Origin of the sequence: Chryseobacterium sp. FH1, assembly GCF_000735135.1 — a bacterium.
In the GTDB taxonomy this organism is placed as follows: domain Bacteria; phylum Bacteroidota; class Bacteroidia; order Flavobacteriales; family Weeksellaceae; genus Epilithonimonas.
The window spans coordinates 138848-158330 of the sequence record NZ_JPLZ01000003.1 but is presented as its reverse complement, the minus strand read 5'-3'; the positions used below and the strand labels follow the sequence as shown (position 1 = coordinate 158330).

The following is a 19483-nucleotide window of genomic DNA, read 5'->3' as shown; positions in this document are numbered from 1 at the left end:
GAAATCAAAAACCCTCCGGATTTTTCGGAGGGTTTTGTTTTAAATACAAATTTATTTTACCTGATTTTGTTTTTCAAATTGATTGTACACTCTGTCAACATCTTCATAATATATTTTTTCAAAAGGAGTTCCTTGATAAATAAATTTACAAAATATATGAGGGCAAACATCATATTCATCACCATCAATATCATAATCAACTATCTCTGTATAATTTATTTTACCAATAGTAAAAACTCTATAAAATTCTGAACAGACTTCTTTGTGTTTTAGAAATCGCCATTTTCCATCATCTAATGAAACTATATCATGAACTCCTATAATAAATTCTAAACCTTGATGATATGACCTATGAAGTTCGGCCTTAAACCAATTATATTCGTTAAAATCATTGGATTCATTATGATTTGGATAGCTTGTATCGTTAAAATTTCTTAATAGCATTCTAGAATTAAATTTTCTATTTTCCAATGAATAGTTAATCCAAGGTGCAAAATCTGATTTTACGCGTTTTTTAAGTTCTTGAATTTTTAGAAATTTTTCTTCACTGCTTTCTATGTTTACTATAAATTTTGGATAATATTTTTGAATTAATTCTATGTGATTTAAAACTTTTTCTTGTATTGTATTCCATCCCCAAAATAGTACTTCAAAATTACAATCATTTTGCTGTTTTATTTCTTCACAAAATTCATCGAAATCTGGATGTTCCTCAAAAGTAGTAGCAATAAATAATTTATTAATTTTAATCTTGAGATTTTGCGATTGAGTTTTACCAACTTCAGCAACTATATCATCAAATAACTCTTTTTTAATCATTGAAGGTTTTCGAGACAAATCCTTTTTTTTACATTGAATTGCAATATCAAATTCGCTAGAAAACACATCAATACCTTTTTGATTGTGACCTTGTTTCCCAAATTTTTTGAATGTAATTCCCTTGTATTCTAAATTGAATAAATCACAAATTAAATCTTCAAAAAGTTTCTCGTTTTCAATAGGAGCAAGTTGATGTTTCATTTATATGAATGTTACTACATTATAATTAATTCACTAACTTAACAAAATATTCAATGTCAAATTAATAATTCCTTCTCGAGCTAATAAATTATCAAATTTTAATACTCAATTCCAACCTTCCTCCAAAACCAAGTTCAACAATCTTCTGAAGCGTCGAGATTCTAGTTTCTTTTAGATTATTTTCAATTTTTGAAATGTAGGATTTAGTCGTTCCTACTTTTTCCGCCAACTGTTCTTGAGTCATTCCCAATTCCATACGTGTATCGTAGATAAGCGCTCCTATTTTAAAATTTTTGTACCCATCTTCAAGTTCGTCACGTTCTTTTGTCCCACGTTTGCCGAAGTTTCTCTCTTTGAACTCATCAAGAGTTGTTAGATTTTTATTTGCTGTCTTCATATTCTCTTTTAATTTTTAATGCCATTTCTATTTCCTTCTTAGGCGTCTTTTGCGTTTTCTTTTGAAAGCTGTTTGCCACAACAATCAATTTTCCTTCGTCAAAAAAGCAGAAAATTCTAAAAATATCACTCGCAACCTGCACACGGATTTCGTACAATCCTTCTGTATTTTCTAAGTGTTTAAGATAAGTTTCTGGAACTCTCTGCAAATCTTCAATCAACTCAAAAGTCCAAACTATTTTGGTTTTTACTTTTAAACTTTGTTTATCGAAGAAATCTTGAAAGTAGTTTTTGAAAAATGTTACTTTTCTATATTTCATATTTGTGTTTACAAAACAAAAATACTAAAGTTTCACTAAAGTGAAACAAAAAGAATAGGAAGTTTTAGATTAATAAAAACAAAATACTGAAAATCAAAACAAACTCAACTGAATCCCACCATTCCCTTTCCCCGGTTTCGCATCACCAAAAACCGTCTTCCCACCAAACCGCCAAGAGTTTTGTCGCTCCTCTTCTATCACTTCCTCAAGGTTAAAATCCGGCGTGAAGTTCGCTTCCGTTTTCAAAGCAATCTCGTGAAGTTTCTTGATGGCCTGGCTCTTATCAGTATTGCCCAACTTAGATTTCTCGATGCCTATTCTTAGGATAGAAATGGTTTCATCGTAGGTTTTGGTAGGCACAGGAAACGGATGACCGTCTTTCCCGCCGTGCGCAAAAGAAAACCGCGCAGGGTCAGTAAATCTCGACGGCGCCCCGTGAATCACCTCACTCACAAGCGCCAGAGATTGCATCGTTCTGGGACCCACGCCTTTCAGCATCAGCAATTCCTCAAAATTATCAGGCTGATTTTCCCTCGCCAGCCACAGAATATTTCCCAGCTTTTTCATATCCACATCACTGGCCAAAACCTCGTGATGCGCCGGCAAAATCAAGCGTTGGAAATCCTGCATCCACTTCTCGGAATCTGTTTTTGTGATGTCTACAATGCCGTTTCTGCTTTGTTCCGCTTGGGCAGAAGTCAGATTAAGAATACGCCCACGATTCACACCGGAAATCCCCGTATGAGGCTCATTCACAAAAGAAGTCACATTTTCTGACAGCCAATGATAACGTCTCGCCGTTCCGTCGGAATCGTGCATTCCTTGCTGAACAACCGCCCAATTCCCTTGGTCCGACAAAATAAAATTATGAAGATACAGCTGATAACCATCCTGAATAGCCGTGTTATCAACCTTCGCAGAGAGTTTACTGCATCTCACAAGCTCAGTCCCGTCAAGTCCGGTGGAATCTGCAATTTTCAGAAGTTCGTTCGGCGTTTCTTTGGAGAATCTTCCTTTTCCGCCAGCGATGTAGATTCCCAGCGATTTGGAATTCGGATTGATGGAACGTTTCAAAGCGCCCATCACAGAGGTCGTGATGCCAGACGAATGCCAGTCCATTCCCATCACAGCCCCAAAACTCTGAAACCAAAACGGGTCTGCCAATCGTCGCAGAACTTCATCTTTGCCATAATCAGCGAGAATCACTTCTACGATGGCGAGCCCAAGTTTCGACATACGTTCATAAAGCCAAGGCGGAACCTGACCGTAATGTAAAGGCAAATCTGCAGTCCCAGAACGTTTCATTGTGTGAAATTACGACTAAATTTTATTTTGAACATCCAATATTCTAATCACGAATTTAGATGTGATGAATTTTTCATCTCGCAGATTCAGCTGATTCAGCAGATTTTTCAAAATTATAAATCTGCTAAATTTGCCCAATCAGCGAGAACCAAAAACAAAAATCCGAAACGAGAACGCTCCGGACTGATTTACTGTACAAATTTTATTGCTTAATTTTCTTTCTTAGAAAGGAAATAATCTTTTAATTTACCAAGATTTATTTTGTCGCTACCCACGAAGATTTCGTCTTCGGTAAGGAAAACCGGACGTTTCAAAAACGTGTAGTGGTCCAGTAGCAATTCTTTGTAATCTTTCTCCTGTAGGGTCTTTGGGTCAAGCTCCTGCAGTTTTATCTGATTCGATTTCTTATTGAAAAGGGCTTCATAAGAACCAGCCAATTTGTACATATCTTCAATTTCTTCCTCAGTAATAGGGTTGATTTTGATTTCGCGAAGCTCCCAATCTCTAGTGTCATATTGTCCTAATATTTTTCTACAGGTATCGCAAGTTTTAAGATAAAATACTTTTTTCATTTTGCAAAAATACGTTTTATTTTCCACATCTTGGCTATGTCGTTTAGATATCTTATATTACGCCCCGACGCAAGGTCTCATCCTCTGTCATTTACATCCAGAACTTTAACGTTCATTAAGGATTTAAGTTTCATATTTTGGGCAACTTATCCGCCTTCCGTTCCCAATCTTTTTGCCAGCGCTATTCCAGCCACAAAAAAGGATTTCCACTCAAACCTAACGAAGTGGTTCATCGATTCAAAAAAAAAAAATAGAAAAGATGAGATAAGTCGGGTTGCAGATTCGTCTTCCAATCAAATTTTGTCATCAACATCGAAGTTTCAATTTCTAATCAAAATTATTTTCCTCCGACCCTAGAGGGAGTAATTTTTCTTTAAGTTCTAATTTATTTTTGCTCCCTTTAGGGCTGGGGAAAACAAAAATAAATTAGAATGCGTAGTAATCTGAATTTCCAAAATCCCTTCAAAAAACCTTACATTTGAATTTAAATTATCAAAAAAAATGGACAACAAACCAATTACTTTCCAGTTTATCTCAGAACCTACAGACGTCAATTTCGGAGGCAATGTCCACGGCGGAAGCGTGATGAAATGGATAGACCAAGTCGGTTACGCCTGTGCCAGTAATTGGTCGTCAAGTTATTGCGTTACCGTTTACGTTGGCGGAATCCGGTTTTATCAACCTATCAAAATTGGGGAAATTGTTAAATTGGAATCTCACGTGATTTACACCGGAACTTCCAGTATGCACATCGCCATCGATGTCTATTCCAGAAACATCAAAGAAAAAACCTTCGAGAAGAAAACGCACTGCATCATCGTTTTCGTAGCCGTTGACGAAAAAGGAAAATCCGTGCAGGTTCCAAAATGGACGCCAACCACCGAGCAGGAAATCCAAATGCAGGAATACGCCATCAAACTGATGAATCTTCGCCGTGACATCGAAGACGAGATGAAACCATTTTTATAAATTAAATTATTTATAATTAAAAAATAGCAATCCATAATCATTATAAATTGAATCAGATTTAACAATCTGAATGATTCAATACGGATATCAATATTTAATTTTGCTGAAATTAAAAATATATTCAATTGAATAAAAAAATTATCAGTTTATTGACCTTGTCATTAGTGGTCAATATCAATGCGCAGGTTTTCAATGCAGGATTCGAAAACAACAACGGGACACCTTTGTCCCAATTCACAACCATCAATGCGGATGGGAATTCAGTGCCTTTCTACGCACAGATTCAGGAGTTCAACACAGAAGCTTGGATTCAGTATTATGATGGCTATGACAACAAGATTGCCTTCAGCACGTCTTTGTATGACCCATCTGCCCAATCCAACGATTTCCTGATTACGCCGGCAATCACAATTCCACAAGAAGGAACGCCAACGCTTTACTGGAAAGGAAAGTCTTACGATTTTGAGTTCACGGATTCTTACGCGGTGAAAGTTTCTGAGACGAATAACAATCAGGAATCGTTTACCACAACGCTGACTCAAATCGATAGCGAACAACCTTTCATCTACGCTGGTCATTCTTTGGACTTGTCGGCCTACAAGGGAAAAACCATCTATTTGGCTTTCGTCAATAATACCAACGACGGAACTTATCTGGCTTTGAACGATTTATACATCAGCCAATCTGCCAATTGCGTGATGCCTTCGGTAGACGGATTTTCGATTTCAAATTTAAAACCAAATTCCGTGACCATCAATTGGTCTGCAACTTCCGGAATTTCCAGTTATGATACAGGATTTACGACTTTTGACACTTCGGTTTCGTCCAAAGGAACAACCTCTTCAACAAGTAAGATTTTTGATAATTTACAGTCTGGAAAAAGATACCAGTTCTTCCTCAAAAATGCAGATTGCGGTTCTGGCTGGGCTGGACCAAAATCGGTTTTCACTCCTTCTGAACTTCCCTATTCTTACGACTTCGAAAAAACGATAGAAAACTACGGTGAATACGACTCTGACGGTTGGGCTTCCAACTCTTGGATAAACGGTGAAAATGAAACTGTTGCACAAAATGGAAGTGGTTATGTTTATAACAACACCAGCACAAGCACGACTGCAGTTAAGAACGACTGGATTTTCTCCTACCCAATTTATTTGAAAAAAGATGAAACGGTCACAGTAAAATATTATTCCGGAATCGGAAGCGATGAAGCCAATCCAGCTACTCTAAAACTTGCTGTAGCGACAAGCCAAGATAGAAATTCTATCATCGAAACATTGAGCACAGACGTGATTTCAACAACTGCCTACAAAGAATTTACGAAAACTTACACGGCGACTGCAGACAACGTTTATTATTTCGGATTTGGAAACACAACAGCGCCGGTGACTATCACAACGTCTTTGAGAGTTGACAATGTCTCATTCACGAAAAATGCATTGGCTGTGAATGATGTCAATAAAACATCGATAAAAATCTATCCAAATCCAGTGGTTGACCAGTTGACTATCAAAACAGATGAAACAATCAAATCGGTTCAAGTCTATTCTCTTGATGGAAAATTACTGAAAACCATTGAAGGAAATCACGATAAAGTTGATTTTAGAAATTATCAAAAAGGAACTTATTTGTTGAAAATAGAAACCAACAAATCGGTTACTTCGCAAAAAGTGATAAAATAGTTATAAAAATTAGTTTAGAATTTTTTCAATAAAATAGTTGTGGAATTAAAAATCATTTCTAAATTTGTCCCAATGAAAACAATGAACAATATCTGGTGGTGGCTTTCTAACTCTTTGTCGGGTCTGAAAGGCTTATCGGTGTTCTAAATTCTGAACTAACTATAACTCAATCATAATAAGACTTCGACATTTTTTGTTGAGGTCTTTTTTTATTTAAATTCTAAAATTAATCTGATGAAATTCAGTAAAACCATAAAAGTAAAAACCACCGTCAAATCCCAATTGGCAGACCTTTTCACGCCCATCGGAATTTACCTGCGACTTCGCGATAACTTCCGCGATACAATCCTCTTGGAAAATGCCGGAAACCAAAACTCGGAAAATTCATTTTCTTTCATTTGTGTTAATGCTATTGCAGGAATTGAAATCAGAGATTATCACGAAGCTGAATTCAAATTTCCATTGGAAAATCCAGAAAAAATCCAGTTGGAAAATGAAAAATTATCTAATTTGCTACAAGAATTTTCCAATACTTTCGAATGCGAAAAACCAAACCACGAGATTGGGAAAAGTGCGCAGGGATTTTTCGGGTACACAAGTTATGATGCGATTCCATTCTTCGAAAACATCAAATTTAAAGAGCTTTCTGAGGAAAATAAAATTCCGTTGATGCGTTACAGATTGTATCAGTACGTCATCGCAATCAACCATCATAACGACGAAATGTTTTTAATTGAGAATAAAATAGATGGCTTAAAATCGGAACTTTCAACCATCGAAAATTTCATCAATCAAAAAAATGCGCCTGTTTTTCCTTTTGAAATCACGGCAGAAGAAACTTCAAATTTGAAAGATGAAGAATTTTTGGAATCGGTAGAGTTTGCAAAGAAACATTGTTTCCGTGGTGATGTTTTTCAGTTGGTTTTGAGCAGAAGATTTGAGCAAAAGTTCCGAGGCGATGAGTTCAATGTTTATCGGGCTTTGCGGAATATCAATCCTTCACCTTATCTGTTTTTCTTCGATTACGGCGATTATAAATTGATTGGTTCAAGTCCGGAAAGTCAATTGATTATCAAAAACAGAAAAGCTATCATTCATCCAATTGCCGGAACTTTCAAACGAACCGGAAACATCGAGAACGATTTGGAATCCGCAGAAGAACTCAAAAAAGACCCGAAAGAAAATGCCGAACACACGATGTTGGTTGACTTGGCACGAAATGATTTAAGCATTCACGGGAAAAATACAACGGTTTCTAAACTGAAGGAAATCCATTTCTTTTCCCACGTCATACATATGGTTTCTGAAGTAGTTGCAGATGTGAAAGAAAATCAAAATCCTTACGAAATGATTGCTACGACCTTCCCACAAGGCACTTTGAGTGGCGCACCAAAATATCGCGCAATGCAACTCATCGATGAACACGAGAAAACTTCCCGAAGTTATTACGCAGGTTGTATTGGTTTTGTCGGTTTTGATGGAAGCTGTAATCAGGCCATTATGATTCGTACTTTCTTGAGTAAAAACAACACATTATTTTATCAGGCCGGCGCTGGAATCACTGCCAAATCCGTTGCAGAAAGTGAATTGCAGGAAGTGAACAACAAATTAGGAGCTTTGAAAAAAGCAGTTTTAAAAGCAGAGAAATTATGAAAATATTAGTGTTTGATAACTACGACAGTTTCACTTACAACTTGGTTCAAATCATCGAACAAATCGTTGGTGAAGAAGTAGACGTTTTCCGCAACGATAAAATCGCCTTGGATGACATCGACAAATACGATAAAATCATTCTTTCTCCAGGACCAGGGATTCCGGAAGAGGCAGGAATTTTATTAGAATTAATCAAAAAATTTGCACCGACAAAATCGATTTTCGGTGTTTGTCTTGGTCAACAGGCGATTGCGGAAGCTTTTGGAGGAAGTTTGATTAACCTTTCTGAAATCTATCACGGCGTTGCGACAGAATCTATTAAGACAAATGCGCACAGTATTTTCAACAGTTTACCAGAAACTTTGGAAGTTGGTAGATACCATTCCTGGGCGGTAAATCCTGATGATTTCCCTGCTGAACTGGAAATCACAAGCGTTGACAAAAACGGAATGATTATGAGTTTGAAACACAAAACCTACGATGTTCACGCCGTACAATATCACCCGGAAAGCATTTTGACGCCTGATGGAAGAAAGATTTTAGAGAATTTTTTGAATAATTAATTGCCTGTAAAATGAATCATTTCTTAAAGGAAGACCTTATGAATCTGGAAGGTCTTTTAGAAAAAATAAAGGAGCAAGGAATCTCATATTTGGATAATTTATCCGAAAGAGCTACCTACTCTGACCATCAATTACCCGAAGAAATTCTTTCTGTAAAAGAAGGAAAAGGTTCAGAAGAAACTTTCAAAATTTTCAACGAGCGCTTAGAACCTTTGATGGTAGCTTCCTCCGGACCACGATATTGGGGCTTCGTAACTGGTGGCACTACTCCAGCATCGATTATGGGCGATTGGCTCACGAGTATTTATGACCAAAACACGCAAGCTTTGAAGGGCGCAGGCGATGTTTCTGGACAAATCGAAATGGAAACAGTCAAAATGCTTTTAGATTTTTTCGAGTTGCCTCAGGATTACATCGGCGGATTTGTAAGTGGCGCAACGATGTCCAATTTCACCTGTCTTGCGGTTGCGAGACAATGGATTGGGAAAAATTTGGAAAAAGATTTTGCTAAAGATGGAATCACGGAAAAAATCAATGTTCTATCTGCAATGCCACATTCTTCTTCCATCAAATCGCTTTCTATGCTCGGAATCGGAAGCAATAATATTACCAGAATCAAAGTTCAAGAAGGAAATAGAGAATGCCTTGACACCGTTGATTTTGAAGAAAAAATCAAAGAATTAAATGGTGAACCTTTCATTCTAATTTCCAGTGCTGGAACTGTAAACACAGTTGATTTCGATGATTTCCAAGCAATTTCAAAACTGAAAAATAAATATAATTTTTGGTGGCACATTGACGCTGCTTTTGGAGCTTTTGCAAAATGTTCAGATGAGCATAAACATTTATTGAAAGATTGGGAAAATGCCGACAGCATTACGATTGACAATCACAAATGGATGAATGTTCCTTATGAAAATGCAGTCTTCCTCATTAAGGAAAAACATAAATTGGAACAGATAGAAACTTTCCAGAATTCCAGCGCACCTTATCTTGGAGACCCGATGGAGAAATTCAGTTATCTCAATTTTCTTCCCGAAAACTCCAGAAGGCTGAAAGCACTTCCGGTTTGGTTTTCTCTGATTGCATACGGAAAAGACGGTTTTAAAGAAATGATTGAAAAAAGCATTTCCCTTTCACAATATTTCGGAAACCTGATTGAAAGTGACAACAATTTTGAAATCCTTGCTCCGGTAAGATTGAACACCGTTTGCTTCACATTAAAAAATCAATCGTCCGAACAGGTTTCGGAATTTTTAGAAAGATTAAACCAAACTAAAAAAGTATTCTTAACACCAACAATCTATAACGGAAAGCAAGCCATAAGAGCTGCTTTGGTCAATTGGAGAACAGAAAGTTCAGATATTGAACTTGTTTTCAACTTGATGCAGGAATTATTAAGAAAATAAATTATGAAACAAATATTACAATATCTCTTCAACCACCAAACTTTGACAAGAGCCGAAGCCAAAGCGATTTTGATTGAGATTTCACAAAATAAATTCAATGAAAGCGAGGTCATTTCTTTCATCACCGTTTTCTTGATGCGAAGCATTACTCTCGAAGAACTCACTGGTTTCCGTGAGGCCTTACTTCAATTGGCAAAACCTATCGATTTGGGAACGAACGATTTGGTTGATATCGTCGGAACTGGTGGTGATGGAAAAAACACCTTCAATATTTCTACTTTGGCCAGTTTTATTGTTGCCGGAACTGGACAAAAAGTTGCGAAACAAGGAAATTACGGCGCATCATCAATCTCTGGTTCGTCCAATGTTTTGGAAGAGTTGGGATATCAATTCAAAGATAATTCTGAAGATTTGAAAGCCGACTTGGAAAAAGGAAACATCTCTTTCATCCACGCACCACTTTTTCATCCGGCTTTGAAATCCGTCGCGCCGTTGAGGAAACAATTGGGATTGAAGACCTTTTTCAATATCCTTGGACCGTTGGTAAATCCTGCGAAACCAAAATATTCGATGATTGGCGTTGCAAATCTGGAGATTGCGAGGGTATATCAATACCTTTTGCAACAGCAGAAAAGCGAGTTTATGCTAGTTCACGCTTTGGATGGTTATGATGAAATTTCATTGACGAGCGACACAAAAATCTTCAATAAATCGGGCGAAAAAATCTATTCAGCGGAAGATTTGAAATTCAAAAACATCGTACCGGAAAGTATTTTTGGAGGCCATTCAAAAGAAGAATCTGCCAAGATTTTCATTAATATTCTTGAGGGAAAAGGAACTGACGAACAGAATTCTGTAGTTTTAGCAAATGCTTCAATTGCCCTTTTGAATACTAACAAATATGGTGATTACGATAATTGTCTAGCACTTGCAAAAGAAAGTTTGGAAAGCGGAAAAGCGTTAAAGAGTTTGAAGAAATTAACTGAAAATTAAAAATGTAGAATTTAATAAAACACAAATGAAAAAACTACTCCTATTTTTAATCTTAGCTTTTGCATTTCAATCCTGCAAAGACAAAACGGCTGAGAAAAAGACAATTCCAGCTCCAGAAATTCAACAAAAAATTGTGGAACTCCCGAAAGCCGAGAGCGAAAAAATAATAGAAATTATTAAAAGTGGAGATGTTAAAGGCATTCAGGATTTATTAAAAAAAGGAGTCGATGTCAATTCCAGATTTGAAGGTTTTTTCAGAGGTGGACGTCAGAAAAACGCAGATGATTTTTCCAATAAAGAATGGACAATGCTGATGGTAGCAACTTTTTATAACAAAGAAAAAATTGCAGAATTATTACTTGAGAACAAGGCAAACATCAATCTTCAAAACAAAGCCGGACATACCGCACTTTTTTTGGCTTGTGCTAGCAGAAGTGAAGAAATGGCAAATTTTTTACTTGAAAAAGGCGCCAACGCATCAATTGACAGCAAGGATTCAGATGGAACTTCCACCTTGCAATGGGCAATAGCTTATGAATGGAACGATGTTGCGCAAAAATTATTGGAACAAAATGTAGACGTCAATTCTTCCAGCACAGAAACAGGGAGAAGCGTATTATTAGATGCTTTGTACAGTGAAACCATTTCTGAGGAAGTGATTTCAAAAATCATTGATAAAGGTGCGAATATCAATTATATCAATCCGAAAGATGGGGAGAACGCTTTGATGATGGCTTGCAGTAGAGATTTTTCCGACATTGCAAAAATGATTGTTAGCAAGGGAGGAAATGTAAATTCGGTTTCCAAAAGCGGGACAACTCCACTTTCTTGTGCATCAGGAAAAAATTCGTGTTCAACAGAACTTATGGAGTTTTTAATTGAAAAAGGAGCAAAAATAAATCCCACCAACAAATATGGAAGAACACCACTGATAGAAGCTGTTTCATCAAACTGCATAGAAAAAGTGAAATTTCTGGTAGAAAAAGGAGCCAACGTGAACCAAAAAAGTGACGGTGCTGGAGGTGTTTCTCCACTCTCTGAAGCAGTTTGGGAAACCAACTTCGAAATAACAAAATACCTTATGGAAAATGGCGCGGATGTCAACATTCAGAAAGACAATGGTGATACAGCTTTGCTGGAGGCAGTTTGGAATGAAAAGAATTATAACGCTGTCAACTTATTAATACAAAAAGGCGCGGATGTTAACAAAACGAATGATGATAAGCAAACGCCTCTTCTAAAAGCCATTCAATATAATCATTATGATATTGCAGTATTACTTTTAAAAAACGGAGCAGGAACTGATGTTACAGATTTTTATGGACATACAATCCAAAGTACGCTGAAAGAAACTGTTGAACGGACCGGAAACAAAAAATGGCTAGGTTTGAAATTATAACTAATTGACAAACAATATTTAAAATACTTAATATATTTAGAAAGAATGAATATTCTCGATAAAATCATAGAACGAAAAAAACAGGAAATCGCAGATTCAAAATCCAAGATTTCTGTGGAACAACTGAAAGATTCAGAATTTTTTGGAAGGAAAACCTTTTCGCTGAAAGAAACCTTGAAATCCAAATCCGGAATCATCACCGAGTTCAAAAGACAATCGCCTAGCAAAGGAATCATCAATGACAAAGTTGCGCCCTTGGAAGTCGTTTCGAAATATGAAAAATTTGGTGCGAGCACCATTTCTATTTTGACGGATAACGATTTTTTCGGCGGAAGTTTCGAAGATATTTTGAGCGTCAGAAATCACATCAACATTCCAATTTTGAGAAAAGATTTTATGGTCGATGAATATCAGTTCTACGAAGCAAAATCAATTGGAGCCGATATCATTTTGTTGATTGCATCCTGTCTTTCGCCAACTCAGGTTTCGGAATTTACAGAATTGGCTTATCAATTGAACCTCGAAGTTCTGTTAGAAATCCATTCAGAAGAGGAACTTGTTCACATTAATAAAAATGTGGATTTTGTCGGCATCAACAACAGAAATTTGAAGGATTTCAAAGTTGATTTGCAACATTCTGTCAATTTGAAAAATCAACTTCCAAATGATATTTTATCCATTGCAGAAAGCGGAATTTATAATGAAGACGATTTCAAATTCCTAAAAGAAAAAGGCTTCGATGGATTTTTGATGGGCGAATATTTTATGAAAGACGAAAATCCGGGGAAGAAGTTTGGAGAATTCGTTTCTAATGTATCAATTTAAGTTTAACAGTTAAAAATGATGGAAAGCCAAAAGCCAGAAGCCAACGACCAATTGCAACTCAAAGTTTGCGGATTGACCAAACTCGACCAAATTAAGGAATTGATTGATTTGAAAATTGATTTCTTGGGCTTTATCTTTTATGAAAAATCACCGAGATTTGTTCTGAATGATTTGACTTTGAAACAGATTTCAAACATTGAACATTCAGGAAAAGTTGGTGTTTTTGTGAATGAAAATGTTGAAAGAATTATTGAAATTTCAGAAAAGGCAAACTTAAACTTCATCCAACTTCACGGCGACGAAAAAGATGATTTCATTTCAGAATTAAGAAAAAAACTACATTCAGAAATTAAAATAATAAAAGTCATCAGAATCGGAAATCAAACATCTAACGAACTTCAGAGAACCATCAAACAACAACCATCAACCATCAACTATCTCCTATTTGATACAGATTCCAAAGCATTCGGCGGAACAGGACAAACTTTCGATTGGAATATTATTAACGAAATTGAAATTCCTATTCCCTATCTTTTAAGTGGTGGAATTTCACTAGAAAATATCCATCAACTGTCGACCATCAACCATCAACCAATCGCGCTGGACATTAATTCAAAATTCGAGGTTGAACCGGGAAATAAAGATTTAGATAAAATAAAAGATTTCTTACCCGTATTAAAATGAAAAATCATCAATATAAAAGTAAAATAGTCTGGACTGGAAACACCGGCGAATCCACAAAGAATTACCGTTCCTATCAAAGAAATTACACCATTTCGGTGGATGGTAAAGCTGATATTTCAGGTTCAGCCGACCCAGCATTTCTTGGAAATCCGGAACTTCATAATCCTGAGGACCTTTTGCTAGCGTCAGTGTCTTCTTGTCATTTGTTGTGGTATCTTCATCTTTGTTCTGTTAATAAAATCCTTGTGTTGAAATATGAAGATTTTGCAGAAGGTACGATGATTGAGACTGAAAACGGAAGTGGAAAATTCACCGAAATAGTTTTAAAACCGAAGATTGTTGTCGCTGAAAAAGAAATGATACAAAAAGCGGTTGAACTCCATCAGAAAGCCAATGAATATTGCTTTATCGCCAATTCATTAAACTTCGAAGTGAAACACCAACCAGAGATAACAGCAGAATAAAAATTGGAAAATGCAGTATTCTATTAAAAAATCAAAAGATTTATCTGATAAAGATATTGACTTAATCTTGAAATCTTGGGAGATAGAAGATTGGCTTAATTTGGATTCTTCTGACTTTAAAATAAAGTTTGAAAATTCTGAGTTTCATTTTTTTTAAAATTAATGACAGGATGGTTTCATTAGCCAGAATCAATTTTGATTTTAGACTTGAAATCCAAAAGAATCTGTACAACTTTGCTGAATTTGTAGGATTTGTTTCTATTGAAAAAGCTAAAAGATATGGTAGTTTTTTACTTAGTAAAGTAGTAGCGAATCTAACTGAAAGAAAAATTGAAACTATAGGTTTTTGCAAAATGGATTTAAGACCATTTTATAAAAAAAATAACATAAAAATCCTTTATGGAAAAGGAATTTTTATAACAGAATTTGAAAATAATGAATGGACAGATTCTGACGACGATGATATTCTAATCCTTAATACTTCTGAAGAAAACATCAATATGTTGCAAAATCTGAATGAACAGAATAAAGCAATTTTAATATAACGATTTAGAAAATTAAAAATAAATGAACTTTCAAAACCCAGATAAAAACGGCTATTACGGCGATTTCGGAGGCGCTTTCGTTCCCGAAATGCTGTATCCAAACGTTGCCGAACTACAAGAAAAATATATCCAGATTATCAAATCCGAAGAATTCCAAACCGAGTTTCAGGATTTGCTGAAGAATTATGTTGGACGTGCGACACCACTCTATTTCGCTAAGAATTTGAGCGAAAAATATCAGACTCAAATTTATCTAAAAAGAGAAGACTTGAATCACACCGGCGCACACAAGATCAACAACGCATTAGGTCAAGCTTTGCTCGCAAAGAAATTGGGAAAAAACCGCATCATTGCAGAAACCGGCGCTGGTCAACACGGCGTTGCGACCGCTACAGCTTGTGCTTTGTTAGGCTTGGAATGCATCGTTTATATGGGCGAAGTCGATATTGCAAGACAATCGCCGAATGTTGCCCGAATGAAAATGCTCGGTGCAACCGTGATTCCCGCAACTTCTGGCTCCAAAACTTTGAAAGACGCGGTGAATGAAGCCTTGAGAGATTGGATCAATAATCCGGCGACTACGCATTACATCATCGGCAGTGTGGTTGGTCCGCATCCGTTTCCTGATCTGGTCGCAAGATTCCAAAGTGTGATCTCGAAGGAGATCAAAGAACAATTGAATGAGAAAATTGGCAGAGAAAATCCAGATTACCTGATTGCCTGCGTGGGTGGTGGGAGCAATGCAGCAGGCACTTTTTATCATTATGTGAATGAAGAAAGCGTAAAGATCATTGTGGCTGAAGCTGGTGGTCTTGGCGTTGATTCTGGGAAGTCGGCGGCGACCACTTTTCTTGGAACTTTGGGGATTCTGCACGGAAGTCAGAGTTTGGTGATGCAAACCGAAGACGGGCAGGTCATTGAGCCACATTCGATTTCCGCAGGTTTGGATTATCCGGGAATTGGACCGATGCACGCGAATCTTTTCAGGGAAAATCGCGCTGAGTTTTTCAGTATCAATGATGATGAAGCTTTGAAATCTGCTTTTGACTTGACCAAGATCGAAGGCATCATTCCGGCGCTGGAAAGTGCGCACGCTTTGGCGGTTTTGGACAAGAAGAAATTCGAGAAAGAAGATATTGTGGTGATCTGTCTCAGCGGTCGCGGTGACAAGGATATGGAAACGTACTTGAAACAGCTTTAAATCTGTAAAATGTAAAACGTATGAATGTATTAATGATCCGTAGAATCGTGAATACATTTTACATTATACTTTAATACAACAAAATATGAAAAAACTAAACATATACTTCACAGCAGGCGTTCCAAAGCTGGAAGACACAGGAAAAATCGCAAAACTGATCCAAGATTCCGGCGCAGATATGATGGAAATTGGGATTCCGTATTCTGATCCTGTTGCGGATGGACCCGTGATCCAAGATGCACATTCGTTGGCTTTGAAAAACGGAATGAGCATCAAAAAACTATTTGAACAATTGGCTGAAGTCAAAGATTCTGTGACGATTCCGAAAGTTTTGATGGGTTATCTTAATCCCGTTTTGCAATTCGGATTTGAGAATTTTTGTCAAAGATGCGCGGAAGTTGGCGTTTCGGGATTGATCATTCCAGATCTTCCTCCGATTGCTTTTGAAAATCAATATGGTGAGATTCTTAAGAAATACAATCTGAATTTCACTTTTCTGGTAACGCCGGAAACTTCGGAGGAGCGCATCCAATATCTGGATTCTTTGAGTTCTGGATTTTTGTACGCCGTGAGTTCATCTTCCACCACAGGCAACGCAAATGCTGTTTTGAAGAATGAAGATTACCTGAACAGATTGGCTTCTTTGAATTTGACAAATCCAGTTTTCATCGGTTTTGGGATAAAGGATAAATCGGATTTTGAGAATGTGACGGAGAAAGCGCAAGGCGGAATTATCGGAACTGCTTTTGTGAAGGTATTGTTGGAAAATGACGATTGGGAAACGAAAGGAAAAGCGTTTATCGAAGGTGTGAAATATTAAATGGAAAACGGGTTTCTTTTTGGTCTGTTGGATTGAAATGGAAAGCCCGCAATAGGGATAGTAGTGGATATCCTTTTTGTTTTTTGCGCGGGGAAAAGCTATGGAAAAAACAAAAAGATAGTAGCGGATAGCCCGGCCCGAGCTGTGGCCTTAGCGTTGGCGAGGGATTGCCCAAATTATACTATAAAAAAAAGAGTTTCAGTCAATTGAAACTCTTTTTTATTTTTAATCGTTGCTTTCGAAAACGGTCGAGAACGCGGAGGTGACGAGCGACAGCAAAATGCTGAACAAAAGTGCCCACCAGAAGCCATCTACCTGCATATTTCCGATCAAATAAGCTGATAAAAGGATGATCAACGCGTTGATGACGAAAGAGAACAGACCTAAGGTCAGAATCGTAATCGGCAATGATAGGATGGACAAAATCGGCTTCACAAACATATTGAGAATTCCCAAAACGATGGCGAAGATAATGGTTGTTCCGAACGACTCGAAGTGCACGCCGGAAAGGATTTTGCTAAGTAAAAATGCTGAAATTGCGGTAATCAGCAAACGGATAATGAAGTTCATAGTTTAAAATTTTTTGGTTGAAAACGTATATTCAAAAACCAGACCTAAATTGCTTTTGGCAAATGGCTTTTGGCTGATTGCTTTGGAAATTAATACTTGGATTTTTTGTAGACTTTCACCTCGTTGTACTGCAAATCTTTCTCGTTCTGGGACTTATCGGAAATCAAAATTCCGGAAAGATGATCGATCTCGTGCTGGAAAATCACGGCTGTGAAACCTTCGACCATTTCGTCGTGCTTCTTGTTTTTCAGATCATAATATTCTAGTCGGATGCCGTAACTTCTGTAGAAATCGCCACGGAAATCCTCGATGGAAAGGTCGCCTTCCGGACCTTTGTTCAAAAGTTCTGAACGCCAAATGATCTTTGGATTGATGAAATATTCCACAGGTGCGCCTTCTTTGTCAAATCGTTGTACCAGCACCACTCGCCTATTGATTCCCACTTGTGGTCCAGCGATTCCCACGCCTCCGCCAGTTCCTGCAAGTGCCAACTTCATTCGCTCGATCAGGATTGGAAGATTTTTATCTTTTGGTGAGATTTCTTCTGATGTTGCCAACAAAACCTGGTGTTGCGCTTCGTTATCGGTCTGGAAAATGGGCAAAGCGGTTTTGAGATCGCCAGCGAGAATCAATTCTTTTTCTTCTTTTGAGAATTTTTGGGAGAAAGCGAAAACACTGACTGACAGTAATATTAAGACGGTAAAATTTTTCATATTTTTTTATTTTAATGATCAAAATGCAAATTATAAGAGCTTGATCAAATTCTTGGTTACAGCTTTGACAACGTTTACCGGAATGGAATTACCGGCTTGTTTATAAAGATTGCCTGCACTTATTTTTTTCTCCAACTCGATGAAATCTTCTTTGTCAAAACCTTGGAAAGCAAAACATTCTACGGGTGTCAACTTTCTTACCAGATAGCCATTTGCTGTTCTACCACAGATTACTAATGGTACATTATGACCTCCTGTTCCCATATTTGCAGTCAAAGTTGGACAAACGGAACTGCTGTTTCTTCTAACATATTTTCTGCGCCACTGGTAGATATAATCATATCCATTGTCTTCCCAATTGTCATTGCTCCAATCCTCAAATTCATAAATATTTTGATTAGATAAAAGCTTGGAATCTATGTAATTGGTCACTTTTTGAAAATGTCCGTCCTTGAAATTATAGATGAACTTGCTCCAATCAGATCTGTCATTGTAGCTTTCAAAGAATTCTTCAAGTTCTTTTGGCGGATCAAAATATTCAACAAGATTGTTATTAAATTCGGTTTTGATTTTATGAGGATTATTACTAAACTGATTAAGTCTTAGTTTGTGATCGCCAATTGGAAATTCAAATTTTGACATCGCATTTGAAGGATTTTTGGATATCAATTCTTCCAATTCTTTTTCCTTCAAAACAAAATCCTCTGTTGGTGCAGGAATTGGATCTGTTGTCCATCCATCCTTCACTCCAACAATAAAGATGCGCTCTCTATTTTGCGGTAAGCCGAAATCTGATCCATTCAAAATCTTAGAATTGATGCCATAACCCAGCTTGGTTAATTCATGGCAAATTCTTTGGAATGTTTTTCCTTCATCATGGGTTTTTAAGTTTTTAACATTCTCCAAAAGAAAGAGTTGAGGCTTTTTAACCTTGAGAATTTCAAGAATATTAAAGAATAAATTCCCGCGCCCTTTTTCATCTGAAAAACCTTGCCTATATCCTGCAATAGAAAAAGCCTGACAAGGAAATCCTGCACACAAAACATCAAAATACGGAATATCACTGTAATCTAAAGACTTGTCTGTAATATCCTGATTGAAATTATTATTTTGAAATAATTCGGGGGATATATTTCTGAAATTATGCTCGTAAGTCTGTCTTGCAAACTTATCGATCTCCGAGGCGAACACACATTCTCCGCCACTCTCGTGCATCGCTGTATGAAACCCTCCGATTCCGGCAAAAAGATCTATAAATTTAAACGCTTTTTTCTTTGACTTATCTTCCTTCATTGTCAGCTGTTGTAACTTGGATTAAAATCAATCCATCTGTAATTTGAAATGCTAAAATAAGGCAAAATTTCCGTTTTCAAGAAGGTT

General features: G+C 36.9%; 22 protein-coding genes. 14 read left to right on the top strand and 8 right to left on the bottom strand.

The features are described from left to right. Window positions 1-51: 51 nt before the first annotated feature. The 5 genes from IO90_RS18300 to IO90_RS05005 form a co-directional block, all read right to left on the bottom strand. Complete coding sequence (locus IO90_RS18300; protein ID WP_051878308.1) at window positions 52-1020, bottom strand: hypothetical protein; 969 nt, start codon at window positions 1018-1020, stop codon at window positions 52-54. Window positions 1021-1111: 91 nt separating this feature from the next. Then, window positions 1112-1417 (bottom strand): helix-turn-helix domain-containing protein, encoded by a 306-nt coding sequence (locus IO90_RS05025; RefSeq protein ID WP_034964600.1) that lies wholly within the window; start codon window positions 1415-1417, stop codon window positions 1112-1114. Continuing rightward, entirely contained in the window at window positions 1401-1736 is a 336-nt protein-coding gene (locus IO90_RS05020) for a type II toxin-antitoxin system RelE/ParE family toxin (protein ID WP_034964595.1), read from the bottom strand. The genes IO90_RS05025 and IO90_RS05020 overlap by 17 nt, the downstream gene beginning before the upstream one ends. A gap of 93 nt (window positions 1737-1829) precedes the next feature. Next, window positions 1830-3041 (bottom strand): DUF763 domain-containing protein, encoded by a 1212-nt coding sequence (locus tag IO90_RS05015; protein ID WP_034964592.1) that lies wholly within the window; start codon window positions 3039-3041, stop codon window positions 1830-1832. A gap of 209 nt (window positions 3042-3250) precedes the next feature. Further along, entirely contained in the window at window positions 3251-3613 is a 363-nt protein-coding gene (locus tag IO90_RS05005; protein WP_034964588.1) for an arsenate reductase family protein, read from the bottom strand. A gap of 501 nt (window positions 3614-4114) precedes the next feature. On the opposite strand from IO90_RS05005, the gene IO90_RS05000 reads away from it, so the two are divergent. From IO90_RS05000 to trpA, 14 genes are all read left to right on the top strand, one after another. Further along, on the top strand, window positions 4115-4582 hold the full coding sequence (locus IO90_RS05000; RefSeq protein WP_034964587.1) for an acyl-CoA thioesterase: 468 nt from the start codon (window positions 4115-4117) through the stop codon (window positions 4580-4582). 125 nt (window positions 4583-4707) lie between these two features. Further along, on the top strand, window positions 4708-6264 hold the full coding sequence (locus IO90_RS04995; protein WP_034964586.1) for a T9SS-dependent choice-of-anchor J family protein: 1557 nt from the start codon (window positions 4708-4710) through the stop codon (window positions 6262-6264). Between the two features lie 234 nt (window positions 6265-6498). Beyond that, window positions 6499-7917 carry an anthranilate synthase component I family protein gene (locus IO90_RS04990; RefSeq protein WP_034964584.1) on the top strand — a complete coding sequence of 473 codons (1419 nt, stop codon included), beginning with the start codon at window positions 6499-6501 and terminating at the stop codon, window positions 7915-7917. Further along, window positions 7914-8480, top strand: coding sequence for an anthranilate synthase component II (locus IO90_RS04985; protein WP_034964582.1), 567 nt, complete (start codon window positions 7914-7916; stop codon window positions 8478-8480). Before IO90_RS04990 ends, IO90_RS04985 begins: the two co-directional genes overlap by 4 nt. 11 nt (window positions 8481-8491) lie before the next feature. Further along, window positions 8492-9889 carry a pyridoxal phosphate-dependent decarboxylase family protein gene (locus IO90_RS04980; protein WP_034964580.1) on the top strand — a complete coding sequence of 466 codons (1398 nt, stop codon included), beginning with the start codon at window positions 8492-8494 and terminating at the stop codon, window positions 9887-9889. Window positions 9890-9892: 3 nt separating this feature from the next. Further along, a complete protein-coding gene (trpD, locus tag IO90_RS04975) occupies window positions 9893-10882 on the top strand; it encodes an anthranilate phosphoribosyltransferase (RefSeq protein ID WP_034964577.1) in 990 nt (329 codons plus the stop codon). 25 nt (window positions 10883-10907) lie between these two features. Next, complete coding sequence (locus IO90_RS04970) at window positions 10908-12281, top strand: ankyrin repeat domain-containing protein (RefSeq protein WP_034964575.1); 1374 nt, start codon at window positions 10908-10910, stop codon at window positions 12279-12281. Window positions 12282-12326: 45 nt separating this feature from the next. Next, on the top strand, window positions 12327-13106 hold the full coding sequence (gene trpC, locus IO90_RS04965) for an indole-3-glycerol phosphate synthase TrpC (RefSeq protein ID WP_034964573.1): 780 nt from the start codon (window positions 12327-12329) through the stop codon (window positions 13104-13106). Window positions 13107-13121: 15 nt separating this feature from the next. Continuing rightward, the gene (locus IO90_RS04960; protein WP_228374647.1) at window positions 13122-13790 is read left to right on the top strand and encodes a phosphoribosylanthranilate isomerase; all 669 of its coding nucleotides are present in this window, start codon (window positions 13122-13124) and stop codon (window positions 13788-13790) included. Further along, entirely contained in the window at window positions 13787-14254 is a 468-nt protein-coding gene (locus IO90_RS04955; RefSeq protein ID WP_034964572.1) for an OsmC family protein, read from the top strand. The genes IO90_RS04960 and IO90_RS04955 overlap by 4 nt, the downstream gene beginning before the upstream one ends. Before the next feature lie 10 nt (window positions 14255-14264). Further along, a complete protein-coding gene (locus tag IO90_RS18955) occupies window positions 14265-14411 on the top strand; it encodes a hypothetical protein (protein WP_165570241.1) in 147 nt (48 codons plus the stop codon). 13 nt (window positions 14412-14424) lie between these two features. After that, on the top strand, window positions 14425-14799 hold the full coding sequence (locus IO90_RS04950; protein ID WP_131450825.1) for a hypothetical protein: 375 nt from the start codon (window positions 14425-14427) through the stop codon (window positions 14797-14799). A gap of 22 nt (window positions 14800-14821) precedes the next feature. Next, window positions 14822-16000: a tryptophan synthase subunit beta gene (trpB, locus tag IO90_RS04945; RefSeq protein WP_034964567.1), complete on the top strand. Its 1179-nt coding sequence runs from the start codon at window positions 14822-14824 to the stop codon at window positions 15998-16000. Between the two features lie 85 nt (window positions 16001-16085). After that, window positions 16086-16820, top strand: a complete 735-nt coding sequence (gene trpA, locus IO90_RS04940; protein ID WP_034964566.1) for a tryptophan synthase subunit alpha — start codon at window positions 16086-16088, stop codon at window positions 16818-16820. A 225-nt stretch (window positions 16821-17045) separates the two neighbouring features. Here the strand turns inward: trpA and IO90_RS04935 are convergent, their stop codons facing one another. The 3 genes from IO90_RS04935 to dcm all read right to left on the bottom strand — a co-directional run bounded on the left by IO90_RS04935 (window position 17046) and on the right by dcm (window position 19396). Next, complete coding sequence (locus IO90_RS04935) at window positions 17046-17390, bottom strand: phage holin family protein (RefSeq protein ID WP_034964564.1); 345 nt, start codon at window positions 17388-17390, stop codon at window positions 17046-17048. A gap of 89 nt (window positions 17391-17479) precedes the next feature. Beyond that, a complete protein-coding gene (locus IO90_RS04930; protein WP_034964563.1) occupies window positions 17480-18103 on the bottom strand; it encodes a peptide deformylase in 624 nt (207 codons plus the stop codon). A gap of 30 nt (window positions 18104-18133) precedes the next feature. After that, the gene (gene dcm / locus IO90_RS04925; protein WP_034964560.1) at window positions 18134-19396 is read right to left on the bottom strand and encodes a DNA (cytosine-5-)-methyltransferase; all 1263 of its coding nucleotides are present in this window, start codon (window positions 19394-19396) and stop codon (window positions 18134-18136) included. Between the last annotated feature and the right edge of the window lie 87 nt (window positions 19397-19483).

Coding starts and splice junctions, on each gene's coding strand:
- IO90_RS05005 (WP_034964588.1), bottom strand. CDS start 3,613: ATGAAAAAAGTATTTTATCTTAAAACTTGCGATACCTGTAGAAAAATA.
- IO90_RS05000 (WP_034964587.1), top strand. CDS start 4,115: ATGGACAACAAACCAATTACTTTCCAGTTTATCTCAGAACCTACAGAC.
- trpB (WP_034964567.1), top strand. CDS start 14,822: ATGAACTTTCAAAACCCAGATAAAAACGGCTATTACGGCGATTTCGGA.
- IO90_RS18300 (WP_051878308.1), bottom strand. CDS start 1,020: ATGAAACATCAACTTGCTCCTATTGAAAACGAGAAACTTTTTGAAGAT.
- IO90_RS05025 (WP_034964600.1), bottom strand. CDS start 1,417: ATGAAGACAGCAAATAAAAATCTAACAACTCTTGATGAGTTCAAAGAG.
- trpD (WP_034964577.1), top strand. CDS start 9,893: ATGAAACAAATATTACAATATCTCTTCAACCACCAAACTTTGACAAGA.
- IO90_RS04950 (WP_131450825.1), top strand. CDS start 14,425: ATGGTTTCATTAGCCAGAATCAATTTTGATTTTAGACTTGAAATCCAA.
- trpC (WP_034964573.1), top strand. CDS start 12,327: ATGAATATTCTCGATAAAATCATAGAACGAAAAAAACAGGAAATCGCA.
- IO90_RS18955 (WP_165570241.1), top strand. CDS start 14,265: ATGCAGTATTCTATTAAAAAATCAAAAGATTTATCTGATAAAGATATT.
- IO90_RS04960 (WP_228374647.1), top strand. CDS start 13,122: ATGATGGAAAGCCAAAAGCCAGAAGCCAACGACCAATTGCAACTCAAA.
- IO90_RS05020 (WP_034964595.1), bottom strand. CDS start 1,736: ATGAAATATAGAAAAGTAACATTTTTCAAAAACTACTTTCAAGATTTC.
- IO90_RS04980 (WP_034964580.1), top strand. CDS start 8,492: ATGAATCATTTCTTAAAGGAAGACCTTATGAATCTGGAAGGTCTTTTA.
- trpA (WP_034964566.1), top strand. CDS start 16,086: ATGAAAAAACTAAACATATACTTCACAGCAGGCGTTCCAAAGCTGGAA.
- IO90_RS04970 (WP_034964575.1), top strand. CDS start 10,908: ATGAAAAAACTACTCCTATTTTTAATCTTAGCTTTTGCATTTCAATCC.
- IO90_RS04990 (WP_034964584.1), top strand. CDS start 6,499: ATGAAATTCAGTAAAACCATAAAAGTAAAAACCACCGTCAAATCCCAA.
- IO90_RS04955 (WP_034964572.1), top strand. CDS start 13,787: ATGAAAAATCATCAATATAAAAGTAAAATAGTCTGGACTGGAAACACC.
- dcm (WP_034964560.1), bottom strand. CDS start 19,396: ATGAAGGAAGATAAGTCAAAGAAAAAAGCGTTTAAATTTATAGATCTT.
- IO90_RS04935 (WP_034964564.1), bottom strand. CDS start 17,390: ATGAACTTCATTATCCGTTTGCTGATTACCGCAATTTCAGCATTTTTA.
- IO90_RS05015 (WP_034964592.1), bottom strand. CDS start 3,041: ATGAAACGTTCTGGGACTGCAGATTTGCCTTTACATTACGGTCAGGTT.
- IO90_RS04985 (WP_034964582.1), top strand. CDS start 7,914: ATGAAAATATTAGTGTTTGATAACTACGACAGTTTCACTTACAACTTG.
- IO90_RS04930 (WP_034964563.1), bottom strand. CDS start 18,103: ATGAAAAATTTTACCGTCTTAATATTACTGTCAGTCAGTGTTTTCGCT.